The sequence below is a fragment of the Actinophytocola glycyrrhizae genome (genome assembly GCF_042653545.1).
Lineage (GTDB): Bacteria > Actinomycetota > Actinomycetes > Mycobacteriales > Pseudonocardiaceae > Actinophytocola > Actinophytocola glycyrrhizae.
This window is the reverse complement of record NZ_JBHSIS010000002.1, coordinates 1,302,661-1,325,317: the sequence shown is the minus strand read 5'-3', so window position 1 is coordinate 1,325,317 and position 22,657 is coordinate 1,302,661. Positions and strand designations below refer to the sequence as shown.

The following is a 22,657-nucleotide window of genomic DNA, read 5'->3' as shown; positions in this document are numbered from 1 at the left end:
ACTATTCGGTGGCTGACGTGGTCAACCGGATGTCGATCGCCGTGCCCGGCGGAGCGTGCTCGCTGAGCAGATGCCGGTGGCGGTCGCGCAGTACCCTTTTGAGCACCTTCCCGGTGACGCCGACCGGCAGGTCCGCGCGGCTCTCGGCGACCACTACCGCCGCCAGCAGCGCCATACCGGCGAGTGCCAGGACGCGGTTGCACCGTGCCAGGACGTCCTGCGGCGTCGGACCTCCGCCCTTGAAGAGCACCACCGCGACCGGCCGCGACCGGCCGACCGCGAACGGGTCGTCCACCGCGACCACGGCCGCGTCGAACGCACCGGTCTCGCTCAGCACGATTTCCTCCAGTGGCAGGCTGTAGGTCGGGCCTGCCACCGTGTGGATCGCGTCCGGAGTCCGGTCGAGGTGGTACCACGTGCCATCGGCGTCGCGGCGGACCACGTCGCCGGTGAAGAAGTATCCGCCGGCGCGGGCCTGCGCGGTGAGGGCTGGGTCGTTGACATAGCCCGGGGTGACGCTCGGGGTGCGCACCCCGAGCAGACCGGCCTGGCCGTCCGGGAGCTCGTTGCCCAGCTCGTCGAGTACGGCGGCCCGGCTCACCACCTTCACCGGCCTGCCGATGACCCGTCCGTACCGAGTGGACTCCCTGGTGTAGGCGTGCTTGAACAACACCATGCCCATCTCCGATGATCCCAGACCATCCACATAGGTCGAGCCGGCAGCCGGGCCGAGCGCGACGAGCGGCCGGATGTGCCGCTCGTGCGATGCGTCACCCATGCCCATCCAGGTGTGGACGCTCGTCCTGGCCGCCGGGGAGAGTGTCTCGATGGCCAGGTCGGCCAGCGAGAGTGGGAAGGCGATGACCACGGTCGGAGTGAACGCGTTCATCGCCACTGCCACCGCGGCGCCGGAGGGATCGTCGATCATCAGCGTGGGCAGGCCGAGCAGCACCGCGAGGCTCAGGTAGCTGATTCCGGCGGAATGACTGTGTGGCAACGCGGTCAGCATCCGGTCGGTGGTCGCCGACGGGAACTTCCACAGGCGTTCCCGTTTGCCGACGGAGAACGTGTGGTGGGCGAACAGGGTGGGTTTCGGTGTTCCGGTGGTGCCGGAGGAGTGCGAGATGAGGACGAGATCGTCGAGTCGGTGGTGGTGCCGGTGCTCGGCGTGGTCCTTGGCCGAGGTGGCTTCTCGCTCGACCGTATCGACGTCGGCGGTGGTAAGGGGCTCATCGCCCTCGTGGTCCGCGGTCGCCCTGATCGCGGTGAGCCTGGTCGTGTCGGCCAGCACCATCGCGGTGTCGGTGCGCCGGAAGTAGTCGGCGGCGGCCGCGGGGTCCAGGTTGGGGTTGGCCAGTACGGTGACCCCGCCGAGACTCGTGATCGCTATGTGGTGCAGGAACGCGCGCAGACCGTCCGATGTGTACACCCCGATCCGGGTGCCGTGGCCGACGTCGTGCGCCAGGTACCAGTTCGCACAGCGCAGCACGCGTTCGCGCAGGGTCCTCAGGGACAGACCGGTGAGGCCGTCGGGCCCGGACCGGAACAAGATCGGCCGATCGAGGTCGTCGGCGACAGCGCAGACCCGCCAGAAGAAGTTCCCCGCGCCGAGGTCGCCGTCCATGGACAGCCGCAGCCTCTGGACGATGGATCGGTGGGTGCCGAACAGGTACATGGCGTTCCCTTGAGGAGGAAATGTCTCGGGAGCTGGATGCCGTCGACGTTACGGCGCGCGGGCCGCGGTACCGCTCTGGTTCTTGCCCTGTACCGGCCGCAACGGATCCGGCCGCCGCGGTGTTCCACCGTATGCACACCTGACGGCGTATCCGGGAGAGAGACCTTGTGATGGACATCAGCCTGCTCGGTCCGTTGCGTCTCGGCGACGGTGACCTCGATGTCACTCCATCGGCCCCCAAACAGCGCCAGTTGCTGGCCCTGCTGCTGCTCAACGCCAACAGCACGGTGTCGGTCGACGAGTGCATTCGTGAGCTCTGGGACGGCAACTCGCCTGCCGGTGCGCTCGCGACCGTGCACGCGCACATGACACAGCTGCGCAAGGTGCTGGCGTCAGCGCCGTCCGGTGCCGGCCGGCTGATGACCCACGGCCGGGGATATGTGTTCGCGGCCGAGCGTGGCGAGATCGACGTCACCGTCTTCGCCGACCGGATGCGGGCGGCCGACGTCGCGAGGTCCGCGCACCACCTGAGTGCGTCGGCGCGGCTGGTCGGTGCCGCACTCGAGCTGTGGCAGGCGGTGGTGTTGGTGGACGTGTTGTCGGGACCCGTGTCCAGCGTGCTGCGCGACGGTCTGGCTCGGCGCCGGATGGACGCACTGTGCCTGCGCATCGACCTCGACCTCGAACTCAGCAGGCATCATGAGCTGCTCGGTGAGCTGGGTGCGCTGAGTTACCGGCACCCGGCCGACGAACGGCTGCAGGTGCGGCTGATGACCGCGCTCTACCGCTGTGGCAGGCAGGTCGACGCGTTGGCGGTGTACCGGCGGCTGTGCGCGGTGCTGCGTGCCGAACACGGGATCGTGCCGTCGGCAGGCGCATCCGGTGTGCAGACGGCCATTCTGTCCGCCGATCCGAGACTGGACGGCCCGATCGCCGGCACCGGTATGTCCTTGGACCTGATGACCTGCGCCTGAGGTTCGTCGCGTACTCAGCCGGCGTTGCCTGCGACCGCGTCCCGCAGCACCATCAGGCCGGAACCGGCGTCGGCGGTGACCGAGGTGTCGCGGTCGCGCAGGGCCGCCCGGATTCGCTGACGCAGCACGGTACCGCGGACGTCGTCAGGCAACGCGCGGGCCGCCAGCGGCGGTTCGGCCAGGAACAGCGCCTCGTCCACCTGCGCGGCGAATGCCTCGCTCGCCTCGCTGATCGCCGCATGGGGAAACCAGCGCCGCAGTTGGTGCAGCAGAGTGCCCACATCCTCGCCGAGCAGGACCGCGCACACACCGCGATCGGCCGCGGCGACGAGTGCGAAGCCCATGGAGCACCGCGCGACGTGGCGATGGACGCGGGTTCCCTCGCCGCCCGCGCGGAAGCTCATCGGCGTCATGCCCAGGATCTCCGGGGAGGTGGCGTAGAAGCGGCCGTTGGAGTTGAAACCGGCATCGTAGATCGCGCTGGTGACGCTGTCGGCCCTGGACAGTTCGGCCCGCATGCGCTGCGAGCGGCAGGCGGTGATGTAGGAGTGTGGTGTCAGGCCCGTCATCGCCCTGAAGACACGGTGGAAGTGGAACCGGCTGAACCCGGCGGCGTCGGCCAGGTCGTCCAGGCTGGGCGCGTCGTGCATGTTCTCGATGACCCGGCAGGCCCGTACCACTGCCGCCGTGTGCCGCTCGTGCAGGGTCGACTGGTCGGGCCGGCACCGAAGGCACGGGCGGAACCCGGCGGCTTCCGCCTCGACGGTGGTGTCGAAGATCAGCAGTGGGTCCCGCGCGGGTGGCCTCGTGACGCATGACGGTCTGTTGTAGACATCCGTGGTCGGCACCGCGTAGTAGAACGTTCCGTCCGCACGGCGGTCGCGCTGGTCGACGGCCCGCCTGCGATCGTCGTACACGGTGGTCATGGTGTGCCTCCACCGGCCGGTCGGAAGCCCGTCGCCCGGATGAGCCCCCTGGTGCGCAAGGACTTGCCGTTGGCGGTCCGCGGTAGGGAGGAGACCACGTGGCAGCGTGCGGGGGTGTTCGTCTCTCCCATGAGCCGCCTGCACCACTCCATCAGGTTTATGTGATCCAGACCCGGTGAGCCGGAGACATGGGCCTCGATGGCGTCGACGCCGGTCACGACCGCCTCGTCGACGTCCCGGTGCGAACGCAGGACCCGCTCGATCTCCAGGAGGTCGGCCTCCGGGTACCTGTCCGCTCGCTCGTCACCCGACCGGCCGCACAGCCGCAGGACCCCGGTTTCCGGGTCCGGCACCACGCGGTCCTGTGTGGACATCCAGCCGCCGAACCACGGCTGCGCCTCGGTCAGGTAGGGCGACTGTGCCAGGTGGACCTCCAGCTCGCCGTCCTCGATCCGCACCCGGACGCCGGGCACCGGGAGGCCGACGTTCGGCGGGGGGTGCGCGCCCGCCAGGTCGGTGGCGATGATGCCGGCCTCTGTCGTGCCGTACACCTGCCCGATCCGCACCCCGTAGCGGCGCGCGAATCGCGCGAACACGCTGGGGTTGAGCACCTCGCCGCCGGAGATGGCGACGCGCAGCTCGGGCAGCACGTGCGTGCCGGGCACCGCGCTGAGGAGTTCGAAGTGGCGGGGGGTTCCGATCAGCACCTGAGCGTCGCGTGCGGTGAGCAGCAGCCGCTCGGGCACGAGCGAGGTCGGGAACACCAGGGTGGCCGCCCGGTCGAGGCCGTGCAGCACACCCCCGATCAGCTCGAAGGAGTGCGCCCAGGAGCTGAGGATCAGCACCTGCTCGCCCGGCCGTGGCATCGCGTCCAGGGCCGCCAGCCGGTCCACCTCGGTGAGCAGCGAGTCAGGGGTCCGGCCGATGATCTTGCCCTGGCCGGTGGTCCCGGAGGACAGGTGCACGAGGCAGTGGTCGGTGACGGCGGGCTCGCCGTCCGGCAGCGGGCGGACCAGCACCTCGCACTCGTCGGTGAACGGCCTGTTCATCCTGTTCGAGCCGCCGAAGGTCATGTGGAACTGCGGCCGGGTCCGGGCGTGCACCACGGCCCGGTCCTCGCGTGCCAGCCGCTGCTCCAGCATGGTCACCTGTGCGCCGAGCGACCACAGCGCGAACACCGACCACAGCTGGGTGAAGCTCGGGGTGCCGTGCAGGGACACGGTACTGCGCGCCCCGATGCCCTGATGGCCGTACACCTTGCGCAGCCACGCGACCTCGGTTCGCATCCGGCCCGCTGTGACCGTGCTCGCCCCGCGCGCCCACGGCGTGTCGTCCGCGCTGCGGCCAAGCAGATCCTCGCCCCACCAGGAGGACGTGGGTACGCCCCGGCCGGGCTCGCCACGCCGGTTCGGTGCGGCGAGACCGGAGGCGGTCACTTCTCCACGCAGAATTCGCCGACCGGCCAGCCGACATGGCGTTTGTCGGTGGCGACGTAGCCGAGCACCTGGTCGCCGGCCTTGAGCTCGGTGACGTTGCGGACGGTCCCGCCAGGCCCGAGAACCCGCACGTGCCAGTCGTCCTGCACGATCAGGTTCGCCTGCACCCCCTCGGCCGAGGTGGCCTTGATGCTGAGCAGCGGCCGGGACTCGAGCTTGATCCGGCCGACGACGATGCGCCGGGTACGGCCGTCGGCGGCCACACCGAGCACCGCGCTGCCTGCCTTCAGCTCGCTGAGGTAGTTCGTGCGGTTGTCCTGGCCGAACACGTACGAGTGCAGCGCGCCCGCGTTGATCCGGAAGGGCCGGGTCGGCATGTACGGCAGGGGGTGCGTCTCACTGCAACACAGGATGTAGCCGTGGGCGTAGGAGCCGACGAGCATGCCCTCGTCCTCCTCGAAGTGCGAACAGGTGTCGATGCACACCCGGTCGCCGAGGCCGAGGTGCTCGGTCGAGTCCACGGTGAGTGTCGACAGGCTCAGCGGCTCGGTCTTCGTCTGCAACATCGCCATCAGGTCGAACACGTCGTTGGCGTCCCTGGGCGCCAGCAGCACGCCTTCGGAACCCTTCTCCAGGACATCGACGATGATCTTCGCTTCCTCCAGGTTGTCGGCCTGGCAGATCAGCTGCCCCGGTGAGCTGTCCGCCGCGGCGATCACGATCTCGAGCGGGATCTTGGTCGGGTCCTTGAACCGGACCACCGTGTGGGGCAGCGCGATCGCTGCCTCACACGCCAGCGTCAACGACTGGTCGTCGACGACGTCCACCAGGGCGGCGACGTGCTCGTCACCCGCGCGGTGCAGGGCACGCAACCGGTCGAGCCCGGACATGTCCGTCGCGGGGCGCAGCACCACGAGATCCGCTGTCTCCGTGCCCGGCGTGGGTCCCTCCTCGGACAGGAGGACTCTGCGCACGGTGGCGGGGAGCGTGCCCAGCAGGGTCTCGTCGTCGTGCACGATCGCGTCGACCCTGGCATGGATCGCGGCGTCCACCACGGATTCCACCTGAGCCTCGGGCACGCTGCGTACATCGATCCACGCGAACTTCACTTGGTACCTGCCAGTTCTTGTGCCAACTCGGGAACAGGGGGGACATAACGGCCGTGCACGATGGCGGCCAACTGCTGCACCACTCCTCGGGGGGTGTCGTCGGTGAACACGCGCCTGCCCACCGCCAGTCCTCGGCAGCCGACGGCCATCGCCGTGGTCGCGAAGTCGTACAGGTTCATGTCGTGTCCGTCCCCGCCGGCCACCACGACCGGCAGCGCGGAGGCCGCGGTCACCTCGGCCATCCGGGCGGTCGGCGAGGCCAACACGGTCTTGACGAGATCCGCGCCGAGGTCGGCGGCGATGCTGACCATGTGGGCCAGCTGGTCGGGACTGTTCGGATGGATCACCCGGGGGCCACGCAGGTAGATCATGGCGAGCAGCGGCACACCCCACTGGTCACAGGCCGATGCGACCGTGCCGAGGTCGGCGAGTTGGCTCGCCTCGGTGTCGGAGCCGACGTTGACGTGCATGCTCACGGCGTCCGCGCCGAGCCGCAGCGCCTCCTCGACATCGCCGACGAGCACCTTCTCGTCGCTGTCCAGGGCGTGGTCGGTGCTGGCGTTGAGGTGCACTATCAACGCGCAGTCGCCGAGGAGGTCCGGCTGGATCGTGCGGGCTCGTCCTTTGTGGACGATGAGCGCGTCGGCGCCGCCCAGGCAGATGTCACTGATGAGCGTGTTGAAATCAGCCTGGCCGACGATCGGTCCGTCGGCCATGGAATGGTCGAGCGGCACGAACAGATAACGGTTGTCGCGAGGGCGCGACAACCGTGCCATTCGCAGGAGTTTGCCAGTCAATGGCGTTCTGGACATCTCACACCTTGAGTCCTGTCAGTTGAGGGCTGATCACAATGGACGTTCATGCCGTGTCGTCGGCGAGCCGTTTGCGGGCCAGCGTCACGCCGTCGCCGATCGACAACATCACGGCGTCGACGCGTTTGTCGGCGCAGACATGCGCGTTGAACTCGCGCATGGTCCTGGCTGCTTCGGCATCCGGATCCGTGACCACCGTGCCGGCCAGCAGCACCTCGTCGATGACGATGAGGCCGCCGGCGCGCAGGCGCGGTACCAGTTCCTCGTAGTAGTCGAGGTAGCCGGGTTTGTCGGCGCCGAGAAAGGCGAGGTCGTAGACGGGATCGGCGGGAAGGGCGCGCAGTGTCTCGACAGCAGGGCCCAGCCTCGGTTCGATGCGGCCGGACAGTCCCTCCCTCGACCAGGCCTGTCCGGCGGTCTCGCTCCACTCGTGGCTGACGTCGCAGGTGATCAGGCGGCCGTTGGCGGGCAGACCACGAGCGATGCAGAGGGCGGAGTAGCCGGTGAAGGTGCCGATCTCGATGGCGCGCTCCGCGTTCATCAACTGGGTCAGCATGGTCAGGAACGTGCCCTGGTCATGTCCGATCTGTGACTGCGTCCGCTCGCCGGCGGCCGACGTGTGCCGATTCGGATTCCGATGTGCGCCGTCCACCGGACCGCTGTGGTCGAGAACGTAGTCATGGAGTGCGTCGATGGTGGGAATCGGTCTCATGAAACCACCTTCGCAGGCGCCGGTGAAGAAACGAGCGAGAGATGACGCGGAACGGCCACCGCATACCGGTGGTGTCCTTTTCAGACATTGAAATAGGTGGCCTCGGTGTGGTGCACGACGATGGCGTCGGTCGATTGTTCGGGGTGCAACTGGAACTCCTCGGAGAGCTTGACCCCGATTCGCTCGGGTTCGAGCAGTTCGACGATCTTCGCCCGGTCATCGAGGTCGGGACAGGCGCCGTAGCCCAGGGAGAAGCGCGCACCGCGGTAGGCGAGGGTGAAGTAGTCCGCGATGTCCGCCGGATCGTCGGCGGCCAGTGCGCTGCCGTCCGCGAGGCGCAGCTCCTCCCGGATCCGGCGGTGCCAGAGCTCGGCCAGCGCCTCGGTGAGCTGTACGCCGAGCCCGTGGACCTCCAGGTAGTCGCGGTAGTGGTCGTCGGCGAACAGCCCGTTGGCGACGTCGGCCATCGACTGGCCCATGGTGACCAGGCTGAGCCCGACCACATCCACCTCACCGGCTGCCAGCGCGGCGTCCTTGGGCCGGAAGAAGTCCGCGAGGCAGAGACGGCGTTCCCTGCGCTGGCGGGGGAAGCTGAACCGGGTGAGCTCGGGGGCGTCCGGCGCCGGCTCGGTGAGCAGGACCAGGTCGTCGCCGTCGGCGACACAGGGGTAGTACCCGTACGCGACGGCGGCCCCCGCCAGGACTCCTTCGGTGGCGAGCCGCTCCATCCAGTACCGCAGCCTGGGCCGGCCCTCGCTCTCGACCAGTTCCGCGTAGGACGGACCGTCGCCGCCCCGGCTGCCCCGCAGTCCCCACTGGCCCATGAACGTCGCACGCTCGTCGAGCATGGCCGCGTACCGGGCGACGGGGATGCCCCGCACGACCCGGTTGCCCCAGAACGGGGGAGCGGGCAGGGGCAGGTCGGTGGCCACCGCCGAGCGGGTGGGGAGTGACTCGGCGGGGGGCTCGTCCTCGCTCGCACGGGCCGCCCGCTTGGCGGCTATGCGCAGCGAACGCTTTCTGCGGGTCCTGCGCTCGGCCACCTTGGCCTGCTCCTCCTCGTCGAGGGCCGGTGACTCACCACGTTTGGCGCCCATGACGGCCGCCATCAGCCGCAGGCCCTCGAAGGCGTCCCTGGCGTACCGGACGTCGCCGGTGTACAGGTCACCGAGGTCGTTCTCCACGTAGGCACGGGTGAGGGCGGCGCCGCCGAGCAGGACCGGCCAGCGGTCGCCGACGCCGCGGGAGTTCATCTCCCTGAGGTTGTCCTTCATGATCACGGTGGACTTGACCAGCAACCCGGACATGCCGATGACGTCCGCGCCGTGTTCGTCCGCGGCGTCCAGGATGGTGCCGATGGGTTGCTTGGTGCCCAGGTTGACCACGTCGTAGCCGTTGTTGGTGAGGATGATGTCGACCAGGTTCTTGCCGATGTCGTGCACGTCGCCCTTGACCGTGGCGAGCACTATGCGGCCCTTGCCGTCGGCGGCCGTCTTGTCCATGTGCGGCTCGAGACAGGCCACCGCGGCCTTCATGACCTCGGCGGACTGCAGCACGAACGGCAGTTGCATCTGCCCGGAGCCGAACAGCTCGCCGACGGTCTTCATCCCGGACAGCAGCGTCTCGTTGATGATCCGCAACGCCGGCCGCTCGACCAGCGCGGCGTCCAGGTCGGCTGCCAGCCCGTTGCGGTCGCCGTCGACGATGCGCCGCTCCAGCCGTTCGAACAGTGGCAGTGCGGCCAGTTCCTGGGCCCGGCTGGCCTTGGACGAGGCAACCGATGCGCCGTCGAACAGACCCATGAGCTCCTGCAGGGGGTCGTAGCCGTCGCGGCGCCGGTCGTGGATCAGGTCGAGCGCTACGGCGCGCTGCTCGTCCGGGATCCGGGCCAGCGGAAGGATCTTCGCGGCATGCAGGATCGCGGTGTCCAGACCGGCCTGCACACATTCGTGCAGGAAGACGGAGTTGAGCACCTGACGGGCCGCCGGGTTCAACCCGAACGACACGTTGGACACGCCCAGGGTCGTGGTGACCCCGGGATGGCGGTCCTTGAGCAGGCCGATCGCCGAGATGGTCTCGATCGCGTCGCGCCGGACCTCCTCCTGACCGGTGGTGATCGGGAAGGTCAGACAGTCGACGATGATGTCCTCGATCCGCATGCCCCAGTCGCGGACGAGGTCGTCGACGATGCGGGACGCGATCGCCACCTTGTTCTCCGCGGTGCGCGCCTGCCCTTCCTCGTCGATGCACATGACCACGACGGCCGCACCGTGCTCCCGCACGAGCGTCATCGTGCGCTGGAACCGGGACTCCGGTCCGGTCCCGTCCTCGTAGTTCACCGAGTTGACCGTGCACCGGCCACCCAGCCGCTCCAGCCCGGCCGCGATCACCTCGGGCTCGGTCGAGTCGAGCACGATCGGCAGGGTCGACGCCGTCGCCAGCCGGGCGGCGAGCTCGTCCATGTCCCGCACGCCGTCGCGGCCAACGTAGTCGACGCACAGGTCGAGCACGTGCGCTCCGTCGCGGGTCTGCGCTCTGGCGATGTCCACGCAGTCGTCCAGCCTGGCGTCGAGCATCGCGTCCCGGAACGCCTTGGAGCCGTTGGCGTTGGTCCGTTCCCCGATCACCAGCACCGTCGCGTCCTGGGCGAAGGGCACCGCCTGGTACAGCGACGACACGCCCGGCTCCGGGCTCGCCTCGCGTGCTGTCGGCGCGAGGTCGCGGACCGCGTCGACCAGTCGGCGGATGTGCTCGTCGGTCGTTCCGCAGCACCCGCCGACCAGCCGCACGCCGAACTCGGTGACGAACCCGGACAGCGCCACGGCGAGTGCTTCCGGGTCCAGCGGGTACTCCGCGCCGTTCGGACCGAGCTGGGGGAGACCGGCGTTGGGCATCACCGCCAGCGGGATGCGCGCCTGCCTGGCCAGGGTGCGCAGGTGTTCACTCATCTCCGCCGGGCCGGTGGCGCAGTTCAGCCCGATCAGGTCGATGCCCAGCGGCTCGAGGGCGGTCAGGGCCGCGCCGATCTCCGACCCGAGCAGCATGGTCCCGGTCGTCTCCACGGTGACCTCGGTGATGATCGGCACCCCCCGGCCCTCGGTGGCCATGGCGCGCTTCGCGCCGATCACCGCGGCCTTGGTCTGCAGCAGGTCCTGCGAGGTCTCCACGATCACCGCGTCCACCCCGCCGATCAGCAGACCGCGCACCTGGAGCTCGTAGGCGTCCCGCAGTTCGGCGTAGCGGACGTGACCCAGGGACGGCAACTTCGTGCCGGGGCCGACCGACCCGAGCACGAACCGCTGCCGGGTCGCGTCGGTGAACTCGTCGGCCACCTCCCGCGCCAACCGCGCGCCGCTCTCCGACAACTCGAGGATGCGATCGGCGATGCCGTATTCGGCCAGGTTCGCCAGGTTCGCCCCGAAGGTGTTCGTCTCGACGGCATCGGCACCTACCGTCAGGTACCGGCGGTGCAGCTGCTTCACCACATCGGGCCGGGTCACGTTCAGTATCTCGTTGCACCCCTCGAACCCGGCGAAGTCGTCCAGCGACAGGTCGGCCGTCTGCAGCATCGTGCCCATGGCGCCGTCGGCGACGAGTACCCGGTCGGCGAGCGCGTCGAGCAGGGGTGCGCGGGGCGTCTCCGCGACGTCGTGTGGCCGTGGTCGGCTGGTCGTGGTCGATCCGGTCGCCGCCACTGACGTGCGGCGGCCGTCCGTGTGCTCGATCGTCACGTGGTGGCCTCCTGTTTGAGGTCGTCGGCGCGGTCGGTGCGCTCCCACGACAGGTCGAGGTCGAGTCGTCCGAAATGCCCGTAGGCCGCGGTCTGCGCGTAGATCGGCCGTAGCAGGTCCAGGTCACGGATGATCGCCGCGGGCCGCAGGTCGAACACGGCCCGGATCGCGGACAGGATCCGGTCCGGGGCCACGTTCTCGGTGCCGAACGTCTCGACGAACAACCCCACCGGGGCCGCTTTCCCGATGGCGTAGGCCACCTGAACCTCGATGCGGGACGCCAGCCCGGCGGCGACCGCGTTCTTGGCGACCCAGCGCATCGCGTACGCCGCCGATCGGTCCACTTTGGATGGATCCTTGCCGGAGAACGCGCCGCCACCGTGCCTTGCCATCCCGCCGTAGGTGTCCACGATGATCTTGCGGCCGGTCACGCCGGCGTCACCCATCGGCCCGCCGACCACGAACCGGCCGGTCGGGTTGACCAGCAACCGCACCTCCGCCGTGTCCAGCTCCAACTCGTCGATCTCCGGCGACACCACGTGTTCGCGGATGTCGAGCGCGAGGAGCGTGTCCAGGTTCACCCCCTCGGCGTGTTGGCTGGACACCACGACGGTGTCCAGGCGGGTCGCCGTGTGGTGGTCGTACTCGACCGTCACCTGGGTCTTGCCGTCCGGACGCAGGTACGGCATCACCCCTGTCTTGCGGACCGTCGCCATACGACGGGCGAGGCGATGCGCCAGCGCGATCGGCAACGGCATCAGCTCCGGCGTGTCCGTGCAGGCGTAGCCGAACATCAGTCCCTGGTCTCCCGCGCCCTGGCGGTCGATCTCGTCGGAGCCGTGCTGGACGCGCGTCTCGTAGGCGGCGTCCACGCCTTGCGCGATGTCCGGCGACTGGGTCCCGATCGCCACGTTGACGCCGCAGGAGTTCCCGTCGAAACCCTTCGCCGAGGAGTCGTAACCGATATTCAGGATCGTGTTCCGGGCGATGGCCGGGATATCGACGTAGGAATTGGTCGTCACCTCGCCGGCGATATGCACCTGACCGGTCGTCACCAGTGTCTCCACCGCGACCCGCGAGTGCGGATCCGCCTCGATCATCGCGTCGAGAATCGCGTCGCTGACCGCGTCGCATATCTTGTCCGGATGCCCCTCGGCCACGGACTCCGAAGTGAAGAGATTTCTGTGCACGGCGTCCTCCTGGGGGCGCACCCGGCTGGCACGTGGCGATCACCCTGCCGTCCATGGTGTTGGGTCGCGCTGAAAGCTGCCTGGAGGAGCCGGGTGGGTGACGTCGGCCGACAAGATCGGCGCATTTCCCGGCGTGCATTGGGACGATCGGCCCTGGAAAGTACCGCCATACGCCGCTGCCTGATTGTGATCAATCCGCTGACCCGGATGGGAGAACCGTTCTCGGGTATCGTGCACCTGTACGGCCGAATTGGGAGACGGCCGACCTGGGGATCGTGTGTCGCCCGTTAGCAAGAAGGCGAGAACATCGTGGAGTTCGGCGTGCTGGGAGCGCTGCGGCTGGCTCACGGGAACCGCAGTTGTGTGCCGACATCGCCGAAGGGGCGGCAGTTGCTCGCCTTGCTGATGGTCAACGCCAACCAGATGGTTCCGGTGCACGCCTGCGTCGACGAGCTCTGGCAGGCCGACCCGCCCAGGAGTGCCGTGTCCACCCTGCAGACCTACGTGCTGCAGATCCGCCGGTTGCTCCGAGCGGTGCCGACCGTCCGCGGTCAGGAGGTCCTCACCACCCACAACATGAGCTACCAGCTCCACGTCCCTGCGGAAAGCTTCGACCGCGGGATGTTCGAGTCCCTGGTTGGCCGGGCCCGGGCGGCGATCGTCCAGGGTGACGATCGCCGTGCGGCCGAGCTGTTCGACTCCGCGCTCGGTCTGTGGCGCGGGTCGGCGTTGGCCGACGTACCGGACGGCCCGACCATCGCCGTGCACCGGATCGGCCTGGAGGAGACGCGGTTCGGGGTACTGGAGCAGCGCATCGAGGCATATCTGCGCCTTGGCAGGCACCACGAACTGCTGGCGGAGCTGGGTACTCTCGCCGACACCCACCCTCTGCACGAGAACGTGCAGGCCCAGTTCATGGTGGCCCTGTATCGCTCCGGTCGGCAGGCGCAGGCCATCGAGATGTTTCACCGTCTGCGCACACTGCTGTTCGACCAGCTCGGTCTCGACCCGGTGCCGCGGATGCGCCGGCTCTACGAGGCGATCCTCGCCGCGGACCCCATGCTGGAGGTGTCCGCGCTACGGCAGCGCCCCGACCAGCTGCCCGCCTCGGGTGACGGCGGGTGAACGGCTGCGCCGACTCCGCCCGCACCGGGTGACCGTCCGACCTACCGGGGGTCCCCGCACAGGTCGCGCAGTGCGTGGAGGCCACGCGAGACATGGGACTTGGCGGTTCCCTCGGGAAGGTGCATCGCGGTGGCGATCTCGGCGATCGGCAGGCCGACGAAGTGGCGCAGAACCACCGCGAGCCGTTGGTTCTCGGGCAACAGCGCCATGAGTTCGGCCAGCTCGTGGCGGGTCTCGGCCCGTTCGACCTGCTCCTCGACGCTCGCCTCGGCGCTCGGCTTCTCGGGAAGGTCGGCCATCGATATCTGCTGGGGTCGCCTGCTGGCGGTCCGAACGTTGTTGCGCCAGGTGTTGAGCATGATCGTGATCAGCCACGGCGCGGGCCGCAGGGCAAGAATGCGGGATGGCTCGTAGCCGCGGAGCGCGAGATAGGAACGCAGAAACGACTCCGACGCCAACTCCTCGGCCTCCGCGGTCCTGCCACTCACCCGCAGAGCCACCGAGAACACCACTCGTTCGTAGGTCCGGACCAGCTCAGCGAAACCGACGTCCAGATCGTCGACCAGAGCGTCCAGCAGGCTTTCGGCCGGCTCGACCTCAAGCTGGCGACGACGTGACGTCGTGGGGGTTCTGGTCTCGGTGACCGGCATCAGGCGACCGCACCGTTCGGCAAGGCGTGACACACGCCTGGCACGTCGTGCATTACTGGTCCCACGGTCGGCTCCTCTGGCCATGCCGACCGCTGCGGATCCCTCGACGGACCAACGCGACTACCGCGGCGAAACAGTGGCGGCCAGCTTATGGACGGTGAATCGTCGAACGCTGGGTCCAGGCACACTCTCGACGCACAACCCAACCGTAGCACTGCCACGAGGTGGCGGCACGGTCTCACTCGGTTGCCGAGGGGGCGCGGCCGGCTGCCTGTCGGCCCGACGGATGCCGGGTCGCAAGAATCGGAGTGTTCCAGAAGACGCGTCGCGGAATGCTGCACTGCGCGGCATGCCGAGGGAACCGAGCGCGGAAGCGGTTCATCGTGTCCTGTTCGATCCGGCCCTCGTCGTGCCCCCTGATTTCCGCCTGACCGACGATCGGATCCAGGAAGGTGTCGCGCATGGAACGAGATCTGAGTGAGACGGCCCGCCGCCGGTTTCTCGCGGGTGCCGCCGCGGTGGGATCGGCCGCGGTGTTCGGTGCCACGGGCTCGGCAGCCGCCGAGGACAGGGCGATCGATGTCGCGGGGTTCGGCCCGGTCGCGGTCACCCCGAAGGACGGGCGGTACCCGGATCTCGTTCGCGGGCTCAACCAACGGTGGATCGGCAGGCCCAGAGCGGTGTACCTCGTCGGGTCGACCGCGCAGGTGGTGCGGGTCGTGCAGGACACGGTGCGGGAGGGCAAACGGATCTCGGTGCACGGCGGCGGCCACTGCTTCGAGGACTTCGTCTTCAACCCGAAGGTCGAGGTCGTCGTGGACATGTCGGAGATGAAGCGGGTGTATTTCGACGTCGGCCGCAACGCGTTCGCGGTCGAGGCGGGCTCGACCCTGCTGGATGTCTACGAGACACTCTACCGGCTCTGGGGAGTCACGGTGCCCGCCGGTGTCTGCTACAACGTCGGCATGGGTGGCCACATCAGTGGTGGCGGCTGGGGAATGCTGTGCAGACAGTACGGCCTGAGCGTGGACCATCTGTACGCCGTGGAGGTGGTCGTCGTGGACGCCGCCGGCACCGCCCGTGCGGTGGTGGCCACCCGCGAGAGGTCCGACCCGAACCGGGACCTGTGGTGGGCGCACACAGGTGGCGGCGGTGGCAACTTCGGGGTGGTGACCCGCTACTGGTTCCGTTCACCCGGTGCGACCGGAACCGATCCGGCGGCGCTGCTGCCCAGACCACCCTCGGCCGTGCTCGTCAGTGCCGTCTCCTGGCCGTGGCGCGAGATGACCCGCGAGGGCTTCGCCACTCTGGTGAAGAACTTCAGTGTGTGGCACATGGCCAACAGCGCGCCCGGAAACCGTTATGAGGGTCTGTGCGCGTTGCTCACCCTGACCCATCGTTCGCACGGCGAGATCTCCCTGCTCACCCAGTCGGACGCCACCGTCCACGATGCCGAACGGCTGCACGCGGACTTCGTCGCCGCGATCGGCGACGGTGTCGGCATTCCGCGCGGATCGGTGACCGCGCCGTTCGGGGAGCACGGCCCGTTGCCCGAGTTCACCGCCCCGAAACGAATCCCGTGGTTGCAGGCCACCCGGCTGCTCGGCGGCGCGGTCGGTACGGGAGGCAACGTGAACGACCCCTCCCAGCGCGCCGACCACAAGTCGGCCTATCTGCGGGCGAACATCCCCGACCGGCACATCGAGGTGCTCTACGAGAACCTGAACAGTTCCGCCATCGACAATCCCTCCGCGATGGCGCAGTTCCACTCCTTCGGCGGCATGGTCAACGCGACGGCCTCCGGTGCGACGGCCTCCGCGCACCGGGACTCGGCGATGAAGATGGTCATGTACCTGCAGTGGGCGGACCGGGCCGACGACGTCAGATATGTGAGCTGGCTCAGGAACTTCTACCGGGCGCTGTACGCCGACACGGGCGGTGTCCCGGTACCCGACGCGGTGACCGACGGCTGTTACGTCAACTATCCGGACATCGACCTGAGCGATGCCCGCTACAACAGGTCGGGCGTGCCCTGGTACACCCTGTACTACAAGGACAACTACCCACGGCTCCAGCGCGTCAAGGCCAGGTGGGATCCACGGGACACGTTCCGCCACGATCAGTCGATCCGGCTGCCGTAACCCCAGCCACCAGGGCGTGTCCCGGGGAAGATCCGCGGGACACGCCCTACCGCGGGCCGCCGGAGTGGCCAACGACCCGCGCCACCAGTTCGTCCACCTGTTCGGGAAGCCGGTTCCCGCGCCACGCGACGTGCTGATCCGGCCGGATCAGCACGAGGTCCCGTCCGTAGAGGTCGCGCACGAGGTCGTCGGCGACGGCGACGGTGCTGATGGGGATCCCCCGCGCCGCGGCGGCTCCGGCCAGGTTCGCGGCCATCGCCGGGTCACCGCCCAGCCGCAGCAGGGTGAACCCGGGGCCGAACCGGTCGAACAGCGAGCTGTGCCGGCCGTGGGCGTCGTCGAGCCACGCGTGCGGAGCCCGTCCACCCGGCACGCCGGAAGGCGTGTAGGTGGCGAACGCGTCGGACGGCGCGGGCCGGCTCCCGGCCGCCACGATGGGGGACCCGTCGTAGCGCGCACCGAGTTGCACGCCCAGCGTGTCCAGGGTGCGCCCGCCGTACTCGGCCAACTGCCGCCCGGTCTTCTCGCGGGCGGCGGCACCCTCCGCCGAGTCGACCTCCAGGACCGGTGGGCGTGCGATGGCGCCGAGGCCGATGTTCAGGTCGCGGGCGGCGGCCGTGTTGCGCAGCGCTATCGGCCTGCGCTCCACCTCGTACGAGCCGATCAGGCCCGGCCCCGCCCAGCCCTGGATCGCCGCCGCGAGCTTCCAGGCCAGGTTGGCGACGTCGTCGACGCCGGTGTTCATGCCGAACCCGCCGTTGGGGGTGAACAGGTGGGCCGCGTCGCCCGCCAGCAGCAGCCGTCCCGCGCCGAACCGCTCGGCCACGAGCGCGGCTCCCGGTGTCCACATGCGACGGCTCAGCACCTCCACCGCGACGGGCACGCCCGCAGCCGCCTGGACGAGCCGGACGAGGTCGTCGTCACCCTTGTCCGGCTCGACGGAGCTGCTCAGGAGGAAGTACTCGTCGACGCCGTCAAGCGCGATCAGGTTGAGCGCGAGGTCGGCGTTGATCGCCCAGTGGCTCCACGCCCTGCGGTGCCCGAAGAACCCGCCCGCCGGGCTCCGGACGCGTAGATGCGCCGCGGTCGCGCGGCCCCCCAGGATGTCCTGATCGAGCGATCCCGGTCCGCCGTAGCCCACACCGAGCCGTCGACGTACGAAACCGTGCCCGCCGTCGCAGCCGACCACGTACGCGGCCGCCAGCGTCCGCTGCCGGCCATCGCGGGCCGCGGTCACCTCGACGCCGTCCGCGCTCTCGTCGAGCCCGGTGACCTCCCAGCCGTAGCGCGTGTCGATCGCCGGCCTGGTGGCGGCGTGCTCGAACAGCAACCGTTCGACATACATCTGGTTCGCCCGGTGCATCGGCTCCGGCACCTGGTCCGACCGGTCCGCCGTCGCCACGCCGCGCATCGCCTGGCCGGGACCCGGATGTGGTAGCCGGGCAAGGGCGAACCCGGTGTAGCGGGTGAAGAAGGCGATGTCGGCCGAGTGGTCCCATGGCAGGCCGAGCCTGCGCACCTGCGCGGCGAGCCCCAGCCTGCGGTAGTGCTCCATCGTCCTGGCGTTGTGGGTGCTGCCGCGGGGGAGCGTCTGCACCGAGGGCTCCGTGTCGAACACGACGGATCGCACGCCGTGGTGGTCGAGGAACAGTGCGAGCAGCAGCCCGATCGGGCCGCCGCCCACGACGGCGACCGGTGTCGCCGGCGAGCGGTCCATCTCGGGAACTCCGATCGGTCGGCAGTACTCGTCCGGCGCGCCCGGGCTACAGCCGGGTGCCGCCACTGACGTCGATGACCTGGCCGGTGATCCAGCGTGCCTCGTCCGTGGCCAGGAAGGCGACCACGTCCGCGACGTCTTCGGGCTCGCCCACCCGGCCGAACGCCGACTGGGCGGCGGTGTCCGACCATGCCTGCTTGTCGACCCGCAACCACTCCGCGTTGGAGTCCGTGTCGATGAATCCGGGAGCCACCGAGTTCACCGTGATGCCGCGGCTGCCCAGGGCCTTGGCGAGAATGAGGGTGAAGGTGTCCAGCGCGCCCTTCGTGGTGCCGTACACGATGACATCGGTCAGCGCCAGCCGGGTGACGATCGAGGAGATGTTGATGACACGTGCGCCCGGGCGCAGTCGATCGAGACCCTGTTGAATGATGAAGAACGGCGCCCGCACGTTCACGGCGAACATTTTGTCGAAGTCTTCCGAAGTCGCTTCCTCGAAATGGTCGCGCAGGGCGACCCCGACGTTGTTGACGATGATGTCGAGGCCGGTCTCGTCGGGGCCGCTGTACTTGGCCCGCTGCTCGTCGAACTCGGTCCAGAACCGCTCGGCGTCGCCATCGACACCCAGTTCCGCCCCGAACGCGAAAGCCCTGCCGCCCGCGTGCTCGATGGTGTCCACGACTTCCGCCGCTGCCTGCGAGTTGCTCGAGTAGTGCACACCGACCAGCGCGCCGTCGGTGGCGAGGCGACACGCTATTCCCCGGCCGATGCTGCGGCTGCTGCCCGTCACGACCGCGACTTTCCCGGCGAGTCTCTGCACGCTGTCTCCTCACCCAGTCCAACTGGTCGAGCCGATCTCGATTGGTGACCCGAGCGTAAGGTCGAAACGAGTTGCCGGGCACTCTGGTTGTTGCGACGACGGGGTGGATGGCTCTGAACACACGCCGGGCGGCCCCCGAAAACAGGGGCCGCCCGGTGTTGTTCAGAGCGACTTGAGGAAGCCGCCGTCGACCACGAAGTCAGCACCCGTCGTGCTCGCCGAACGTGGCGAGGCCAGCAGTGCGACCACGTCGGCGATCTCCTGCGGATCGACGAGCTTGCCGGTCACCATGTTCATCATCTGCGGTGCCAGGGTGTCCAGCACCGCGTCCCGATCGGCACCGGCCCGCGCGGCGATGATGTCGGCGGCCCCGCCCTCCTCTGTCCACCAAGCCGTGCGCACCCCGCCGGGGGAGATCGTGTTCACCCGGATTCCCTGTGGGCCGTACTCCTCGGTGAGCACCTTGGTCAGGTTGTTGATCCCTGCCTTGGCGGCGCCGTAGTCGACGTTGATCGGCGACGGCTGGCGCCCGTTGCCGGACGAGATGTTGATGATCGAGCCACCGCCTCGCTCGAGCAGCCGCGGGATGGCCGCACGGATCGCGCGAACGACGGCGAAGAGGTTGAACTCGAACATCGCGTGCCAGTCGGCATCGCTCGCGTCGAGGAACGAGGTGCGCGGCAGCGCGATACCCGGCGGTGGTCCACCCGCGTTGTTCACGAGGATGTCCAGCCCGCCGAAGCTCTCGACGGCCTGCGCCACGACCTGCTCTGGTGCCTCGGGATTCATCAGGTCGACCGCGACGTGCACCAGGTTCTCACCCGCGAGCTCGTCAAGCTCCATGGTGCTCTTGCGGGAGGCGGCCACGACCTTGGCCCCCTCCAGCAACAGCGTGCGGGTGACGGCCAGCCCGATGCCCTTCGAAGCACCGGTGACGACGGCCACGCGGTCGGAGAGCTTGAGATCCATGATCTTCCCATCTGCGGTTGTGCCCACCTCGCTCGGTGCGCGGAGCAGAAAGATGCTCGTACCCGGGGAACACCGATGTCGGTGAATCGGTTGCGATTCCGCCCGCCGAATCCGCCTCGGCCGACCCGGAGCGGGCCACAGCAACATACGGAGCGTCTTCGCTGTGGCCGCTCCGTATGTTGCTGTGTCGAAGCACGCGTCGCCGGGAAACGCCCTGCCCTGGCGACCGGACACAGGACCTACCGCAGCAGAGGAGAAATCGATGACCCGGTTGCCATCCAATATGGGCAGACGATTATTTCTGTCGGGATCCGCGGCAGCGGTCGGCGTCGGTGCCGTCGGCGCTGCCGTCGGCACGGTGCCCAACAGCGGCGCGGCACCGGCGGAACCGACGACAGGGGCGTCCGACGCGGTGGTCGTGACGCCGTCCTCCCAGCAGTATCCCGATCTCGTCACCGGAATGAACCAGCGATGGGTGGGCAAACCGGAGGCCGTCTGCCTGGTCTCGACCACCAGGCAGATCGTCGTGGCCGTCCAACGGGCCGTGCGGGCAGGCAAGCGGATCAGCATCCGCAGCGGCGGACACTGCCTGGAGGACTTCGTCTACAACCCCGCCGTCCAGGTGGTACTGGATCTGTCGACCATGAACCGGATCGGGTTCGACCAGGACCGCGATGCCTTCGCGGTCGAACCGGGCGCGACACTGCTCGAGGTGTACGAGAAGCTGTACTCCCTGTGGGGGGTGACGTTGCCAGGGGGCATCTGTTACTCGGTGGGGCTCGGCGGGCACGTCGCAGGCGGTGGCTGGGGCCTGCTGTGCCGAAAGTTCGGCCTGATCGTCGACTACCTGTACGCGGTGGAGGTCGTGGTGGTCGACGCGGCAGGCACCGCTCGCGCGGTCGTCGCCACTCGTGATCCCGAGGACCCCCATCGCGACCTGTGGTGGGCGTTCACCGGTGGTGGCGGTGGCAACTTCGGCGTCGTCACGCGCTACTGGTTCCGCACTCCCGGCGCTACCGGCGGATCGCCGGGCGAGCTGCTGCCCAAGCCGCCGGCTTCGGTACTGCTGAGCGCGATCTCGTGGCCCTGGGCACAGATCGACCGGACGAACTTCGCCGCCCTGCTGAAGAACTACAGCACCTGGCACGTCGCCAACTCCGGCCCGGACAACCCGCGACGCGCACTGGCCAGCTTCCTGATGCTCAACCACAGGTCCAACGGTCAGATCGGTCTGGTCACGCAGGTCGACGCGACCGTGCCGGGCGCGGACCGGATCCTGGCCGAGTGGCTGACCACCATGAACAAGGGGGTGGGTGTCCAACCGGCCGCGCTCACGACGAGGATGGGCGAGTTCTCGGCCATGCCCGAGTTCGCCGCGCCGCGGCGACTGCCCTGGCTGCAGGCGGCACGGTTCCTCGGCACGACGAACGCGACGGTCAACGACCCGACCCTGCGTGGCGACTACAAGTCCGCGTACATGCGCGCCGTCTTCCCCGATCACCAGATCGCGGCGCTCTACAAGCACTTCACGAGTACCGCCATCGACAATCCGGCCGCCGCGCTCGTCGCCAGCTCGTTCGGCGGCAGGGTGAACTCGGTGCCCGCCGGGGCGACGGCGTTTCCGCACCGGGACGCGGCGTTCAAGCTGCTCTGGCAGGTCTGGTGGGGTGACCGGGCCGACGACGCCAGGACCGTTGCCTGGACCCGGGAAAGCTACGGCGAGGTGTACGCGGACACCGGTGGCGTCCCGGTACCCAACGCGGTGACCGACGGCTGCTACGTGAACTATGCCGACACCGACCTGAGCGATCCGGCTTTCAATCGCTCGTCGACTCCCTGGCACACCCTTTACTACAAGGAGAACTATCCCCGGCTGCAGCGGGTCAAGAAGAGGTGGGACCCGCGCGACGTCTTCCGGCACGGGCAGTCCGTCCAGTTGCCCTGACCGAAGGGGTTCCCGCGAGCGACCGGGTCGCGGGAACCCCCCGCTCAGCGTTTGACGGCGAAGGTCAGGCCGTCGGCGAACGGCAGGAGACTCAGGTCGAGCCGCTTGTCGTCGGTGAACCTGAGGTTGAACGCGCGCAGGGCGGTGGTCTCCTCGTCCTGCGCCGAGTCGTCGATCACCGCGCCGTGCCACAGGACGTTGTCGACCACGATCAGTCCTCCGGTGCGCAGCAGTGTCAGTGCCAACTCGAAGTAGGTCTCGTAGTTCTGCTTGTCGGCATCGATGAAGACGAAGTCGTAGGTCTCCGCCGAACCCGACGCCACGAGCTCGGTCAGCGTCGCCACGGCGTCGCCGACGCGCATGTCCACCTTGTCGGTGACCCCGGCCCGTTCGCAGAACTCCATGGCGATCGAGGTCCACTCCGGATTGTCGTCGCAGCCGACGATCGTGCCCCCCTCCGGCAGGGCGAGCGCGGTCGAGATCAGGCTGTAGCCGGTGAAGACACCGACCTCGATGGCGCGCCGCACCCCGAGGGCGCGGACCAGGACGTTGAGGAACTGTCCCTGTTCCGGGGAGATCTGCATGAGCCGCAGCGGCAGCTCGTCGGTCCGCTTGCGCAGCTCACGCAGCACATCGGGTTCGTTCGGGGACACGTCGGCGATGTAGTCCTGGAGCGCATCGGTCAGCTCGACCTGGATTCTCATCCGTGGTTCTCCTTCGGTGGG

18 protein-coding genes are annotated in these 22,657 nt (G+C 68.9%); 4 read left to right on the top strand and 14 right to left on the bottom strand.

The window, feature by feature from the left end; all coding sequences use genetic code 11:
- Nucleotide 1 precedes the first annotated feature (1 nt).
- Nucleotides 2-1,675 carry a class I adenylate-forming enzyme family protein gene (locus tag ACFPCV_RS05340; RefSeq protein ID WP_378054870.1) on the bottom strand — a complete coding sequence of 558 codons (1,674 nt, stop codon included), beginning with the start codon at nt 1,673-1,675 and terminating at the stop codon, nt 2-4.
- A 170-nt stretch (nt 1,676-1,845) separates the two neighbouring features.
- Here ACFPCV_RS05340 and ACFPCV_RS05335 point away from each other — a divergent pair, with 170 nt between their 5' ends.
- Nucleotides 1,846-2,649, top strand: coding sequence for an AfsR/SARP family transcriptional regulator (locus tag ACFPCV_RS05335; RefSeq protein WP_378054869.1), 804 nt, complete (start codon nt 1,846-1,848; stop codon nt 2,647-2,649).
- 14 nt (nt 2,650-2,663) lie between these two features.
- Here the strand turns inward: ACFPCV_RS05335 and ACFPCV_RS05330 are convergent, their stop codons facing one another.
- From ACFPCV_RS05330 to metK, 7 genes are all read right to left on the bottom strand, one after another.
- Entirely contained in the window at nt 2,664-3,575 is a 912-nt protein-coding gene (locus ACFPCV_RS05330; protein WP_378054868.1) for a bifunctional transcriptional activator/DNA repair enzyme AdaA, read from the bottom strand.
- A complete protein-coding gene (locus ACFPCV_RS05325) occupies nt 3,572-5,011 on the bottom strand; it encodes a class I adenylate-forming enzyme family protein (RefSeq protein WP_378054867.1) in 1,440 nt (479 codons plus the stop codon). The genes ACFPCV_RS05330 and ACFPCV_RS05325 overlap by 4 nt, the downstream gene beginning before the upstream one ends.
- Nucleotides 5,008-6,120, bottom strand: a complete 1,113-nt coding sequence (locus tag ACFPCV_RS05320; RefSeq protein ID WP_378054866.1) for a 3-dehydroquinate synthase II family protein — start codon at nt 6,118-6,120, stop codon at nt 5,008-5,010. The genes ACFPCV_RS05325 and ACFPCV_RS05320 overlap by 4 nt, the downstream gene beginning before the upstream one ends.
- Nucleotides 6,117-6,896, bottom strand: coding sequence for a 2-amino-3,7-dideoxy-D-threo-hept-6-ulosonate synthase (locus ACFPCV_RS05315; protein WP_378054865.1), 780 nt, complete (start codon nt 6,894-6,896; stop codon nt 6,117-6,119). The genes ACFPCV_RS05320 and ACFPCV_RS05315 overlap by 4 nt, the downstream gene beginning before the upstream one ends.
- 82 nt (nt 6,897-6,978) lie before the next feature.
- Complete coding sequence (locus tag ACFPCV_RS05310; protein WP_378054864.1) at nt 6,979-7,644, bottom strand: O-methyltransferase; 666 nt, start codon at nt 7,642-7,644, stop codon at nt 6,979-6,981.
- Between the two features lie 80 nt (nt 7,645-7,724).
- Nucleotides 7,725-11,267, bottom strand: coding sequence for a methionine synthase (metH, locus tag ACFPCV_RS05305; RefSeq protein ID WP_378055027.1), 3,543 nt, complete (start codon nt 11,265-11,267; stop codon nt 7,725-7,727).
- Nucleotides 11,268-11,371: 104 nt separating this feature from the next.
- Nucleotides 11,372-12,565 (bottom strand): methionine adenosyltransferase, encoded by a 1,194-nt coding sequence (gene metK, locus ACFPCV_RS05300; RefSeq protein WP_378054863.1) that lies wholly within the window; start codon nt 12,563-12,565, stop codon nt 11,372-11,374.
- Nucleotides 12,566-12,874: 309 nt separating this feature from the next.
- On the opposite strand from metK, the gene ACFPCV_RS05295 reads away from it, so the two are divergent.
- Nucleotides 12,875-13,690, top strand: coding sequence for an AfsR/SARP family transcriptional regulator (locus ACFPCV_RS05295; RefSeq protein ID WP_378054862.1), 816 nt, complete (start codon nt 12,875-12,877; stop codon nt 13,688-13,690).
- A gap of 41 nt (nt 13,691-13,731) precedes the next feature.
- Here the strand turns inward: ACFPCV_RS05295 and ACFPCV_RS05290 are convergent, their stop codons facing one another.
- Nucleotides 13,732-14,340: an RNA polymerase sigma factor gene (locus tag ACFPCV_RS05290; protein WP_378054861.1), complete on the bottom strand. Its 609-nt coding sequence runs from the start codon at nt 14,338-14,340 to the stop codon at nt 13,732-13,734.
- A 238-nt stretch (nt 14,341-14,578) separates the two neighbouring features.
- Nucleotides 14,579-14,803: a hypothetical protein gene (locus tag ACFPCV_RS05285; RefSeq protein WP_378054860.1), complete on the bottom strand. Its 225-nt coding sequence runs from the start codon at nt 14,801-14,803 to the stop codon at nt 14,579-14,581.
- On the opposite strand from ACFPCV_RS05285, the gene ACFPCV_RS05280 reads away from it, so the two are divergent.
- A complete protein-coding gene (locus tag ACFPCV_RS05280) occupies nt 14,802-16,481 on the top strand; it encodes an FAD-binding oxidoreductase (protein WP_378054859.1) in 1,680 nt (559 codons plus the stop codon). The genes ACFPCV_RS05285 and ACFPCV_RS05280 overlap by 2 nt on opposite strands.
- A 46-nt stretch (nt 16,482-16,527) precedes the next feature.
- On the opposite strand, the gene ACFPCV_RS05275 is transcribed toward ACFPCV_RS05280, so the two are convergent.
- The 3 genes from ACFPCV_RS05275 to ACFPCV_RS05265 form a co-directional block, all read right to left on the bottom strand.
- Nucleotides 16,528-18,198 carry an FAD-dependent monooxygenase gene (locus ACFPCV_RS05275; protein WP_378054858.1) on the bottom strand — a complete coding sequence of 557 codons (1,671 nt, stop codon included), beginning with the start codon at nt 18,196-18,198 and terminating at the stop codon, nt 16,528-16,530.
- Between the two features lie 46 nt (nt 18,199-18,244).
- Nucleotides 18,245-18,988, bottom strand: a complete 744-nt coding sequence (locus tag ACFPCV_RS05270; protein WP_378055026.1) for an SDR family oxidoreductase — start codon at nt 18,986-18,988, stop codon at nt 18,245-18,247.
- 192 nt (nt 18,989-19,180) lie between these two features.
- The gene (locus tag ACFPCV_RS05265; RefSeq protein ID WP_378054857.1) at nt 19,181-19,987 is read right to left on the bottom strand and encodes an SDR family NAD(P)-dependent oxidoreductase; all 807 of its coding nucleotides are present in this window, start codon (nt 19,985-19,987) and stop codon (nt 19,181-19,183) included.
- 262 nt (nt 19,988-20,249) lie between these two features.
- Between ACFPCV_RS05265 and ACFPCV_RS05260 the strand changes: the two genes are divergently transcribed.
- Entirely contained in the window at nt 20,250-21,932 is a 1,683-nt protein-coding gene (locus ACFPCV_RS05260) for an FAD-binding oxidoreductase (protein ID WP_378054856.1), read from the top strand.
- A 44-nt stretch (nt 21,933-21,976) separates the two neighbouring features.
- On the opposite strand, the gene ACFPCV_RS05255 is transcribed toward ACFPCV_RS05260, so the two are convergent.
- Nucleotides 21,977-22,636: a class I SAM-dependent methyltransferase gene (locus tag ACFPCV_RS05255; RefSeq protein ID WP_378054855.1), complete on the bottom strand. Its 660-nt coding sequence runs from the start codon at nt 22,634-22,636 to the stop codon at nt 21,977-21,979.
- Between the last annotated feature and the right edge of the window lie 21 nt (nt 22,637-22,657).

What these genes read in the sequence shown, in the direction of transcription:
- ACFPCV_RS05285 (WP_378054860.1), bottom strand. Translation starts at nt 14,803, where the DNA reads ATGCGCGACACCTTCCTGGATCCGATCGTCGGTCAGGCGGAAATCAGG.
- ACFPCV_RS05280 (WP_378054859.1), top strand. Translation starts at nt 14,802, where the DNA reads ATGGAACGAGATCTGAGTGAGACGGCCCGCCGCCGGTTTCTCGCGGGT.
- ACFPCV_RS05260 (WP_378054856.1), top strand. Translation starts at nt 20,250, where the DNA reads ATGACCCGGTTGCCATCCAATATGGGCAGACGATTATTTCTGTCGGGA.
- ACFPCV_RS05265 (WP_378054857.1), bottom strand. Translation starts at nt 19,987, where the DNA reads ATGGATCTCAAGCTCTCCGACCGCGTGGCCGTCGTCACCGGTGCTTCG.
- ACFPCV_RS05330 (WP_378054868.1), bottom strand. Translation starts at nt 3,575, where the DNA reads ATGACCACCGTGTACGACGATCGCAGGCGGGCCGTCGACCAGCGCGAC.
- ACFPCV_RS05340 (WP_378054870.1), bottom strand. Translation starts at nt 1,675, where the DNA reads ATGTACCTGTTCGGCACCCACCGATCCATCGTCCAGAGGCTGCGGCTG.
- ACFPCV_RS05335 (WP_378054869.1), top strand. Translation starts at nt 1,846, where the DNA reads ATGGACATCAGCCTGCTCGGTCCGTTGCGTCTCGGCGACGGTGACCTC.
- ACFPCV_RS05315 (WP_378054865.1), bottom strand. Translation starts at nt 6,896, where the DNA reads ATGGCACGGTTGTCGCGCCCTCGCGACAACCGTTATCTGTTCGTGCCG.
- ACFPCV_RS05290 (WP_378054861.1), bottom strand. Translation starts at nt 14,340, where the DNA reads ATGCCGGTCACCGAGACCAGAACCCCCACGACGTCACGTCGTCGCCAG.
- ACFPCV_RS05310 (WP_378054864.1), bottom strand. Translation starts at nt 7,644, where the DNA reads ATGAGACCGATTCCCACCATCGACGCACTCCATGACTACGTTCTCGAC.
- ACFPCV_RS05275 (WP_378054858.1), bottom strand. Translation starts at nt 18,198, where the DNA reads ATGGACCGCTCGCCGGCGACACCGGTCGCCGTCGTGGGCGGCGGCCCG.
- ACFPCV_RS05255 (WP_378054855.1), bottom strand. Translation starts at nt 22,636, where the DNA reads ATGAGAATCCAGGTCGAGCTGACCGATGCGCTCCAGGACTACATCGCC.